The organism is Sphingosinicella terrae (genome assembly GCF_003347635.1).
GTDB classification, from domain to species: Bacteria; Pseudomonadota; Alphaproteobacteria; order Sphingomonadales; family Sphingomonadaceae; genus Allosphingosinicella; species Allosphingosinicella terrae.
In genome coordinates this window covers 1-1,613 of sequence record NZ_QDFY01000035.1, presented here as the reverse complement: position 1 = coordinate 1,613, position 1,613 = coordinate 1, and the positions used below count along the sequence as shown (strand labels likewise).

At 67.9% G+C, this 1,613-nt stretch carries 2 protein-coding genes; both read right to left on the bottom strand.

From position 1 onward, the window contains the following. Positions 1–881: electron transfer flavoprotein subunit alpha/FixB family protein (locus DDE10_RS23070; RefSeq protein WP_114955159.1), on the bottom strand; the 881-nt coding region annotated here is incomplete at its 3' end. Next, entirely contained in the window at positions 878–1,609 is a 732-nt protein-coding gene (locus tag DDE10_RS23065; protein WP_284734848.1) for an electron transfer flavoprotein subunit beta/FixA family protein, read from the bottom strand. The genes DDE10_RS23065 and DDE10_RS23070, both read right to left, overlap by 4 nt. Positions 1,610–1,613 lie beyond the last annotated feature (4 nt).

The following is a 1,613-nucleotide window of genomic DNA, read 5'->3' as shown; positions in this document are numbered from 1 at the left end:
AGGCCGATGTCGGCGACCTGGAAGATGGGCGCGTCCTCGTCCTTGTTGATGGCGACGATGGTCTTGGAATCCTTCATGCCGGCGAGGTGCTGGATCGCGCCGGAGATGCCGATGGCGACGTAGAGCTCGGGGGCGACCACCTTGCCGGTCTGGCCGACCTGATAGTCGTTGGGGACGTAGCCGGCATCGACGGCGGCGCGGCTGGCGCCGACGGCGGCGCCGAGCTTGTCGGCGAGCGGCTCGATATATTGGTGGAAGGCGTCCGAGGAGCCGAGCGCGCGGCCGCCCGAGACGATGATCTTCGCGCCGGTGAGCTCGGGCCGCTCCGAGTGCGCGATCTCGGCGCCGACGAAGCTCGACAGGCTCTGGTCGCCGGTGCCGGAGACCGCCTCCATCGCGGCGGAGCCGCCTTCCTTCGCCGCCTTCTCGAAGGCGGTGGTGCGCACCGTGATCACCTTCTTGGCGTCCGAGGAGCGGACGGTGGCGATGGCGTTGCCGGCATAGATGGGCCGGGTGAAGATGTCGTCGCCCTCGATGCCGAGGATGTCGGAGATCTGCATGACGTCGAGCAGGGCGGCGACGCGCGGGGTGATGTTCTTGCCCGTCGTGGTCGACGGCGCGAGGAAGGCGTCATAGCCCTCCATCAGCTGCGCGATCAGAGGCGCCACATTCTCGGCGAGGCCGTGGCCATAGGCGGCATCGTCGGCGACGAGGACCTTGCCGACCCCGGCGATCTTCGCCGCGGCCTCGGCGACCGCGGCCACGTTCGCGCCGGCGACGACGAGGTCGACCTCGCCGAGCCTGGCGGCGGCGGTGACGGCGGGAAGGGTGGCGTCCTTGAGCTCGCCTTCCTCATGCTCTGCCCAGACCAGGCTCTTCATCCGATCACTCCCGTTTCCTTGATCTTGTCGATGAGCTCGTCGACGCTGCCGACCTTGATTCCAGCCTGGCGCTTCGGCGGCTCGGCGACCTTGAGGAGGGTCAGGCGCGGCGCCGTGTCGACCCCGTAATCGGCCGGCGACTTGGTCGCGAGCGGCTTCGACTTGGCCTTCATGATGTTGGGCAGGCTCGCATAACGCGGCTCATTGAGGCGAAGGTCGGTGGTCACCACCGCCGGAAGCTTCAGCTTCACCGTCTCGAGCCCGCCATCGACCTCGCGGGTGACGCTGACCTCGCCGTCGGCCGGCTCGACCTTCGAGGCGAAGGTGCCCTGGGCCCAGCCGAGCAAGGCGGCGAGCATCTGGCCGGTCTGGTTCGAATCGTCGTCGATCGCCTGCTTGCCCAGGATGAACAGCCCCGGCTGCTCCTCCTGCGCCACCTTGGCGAGCAGCTTGGCCACCGCCAGAGGCTCGACCTCGTCGTCGGTCTGGATGAGGATCGCGCGGTCGGCCCCCATCGCCAACGCCGTGCGAAGCGTCTCCTGCGCCTTCGCAGGCCCGATCGACACCGCCACGATCTCGGTGGCGACACCCTTCTCCTTCAGACGGATCGCCTCCTCGACCGCGATCTCGTCGAAGGGGTTCATGCTCATCTTCACGTTGGCGAGGTCGATCCCCGTGCCGTCCGCCTTCACCCGCGGCTTCACATTATAGTCGATCACACGCTTCACAGCG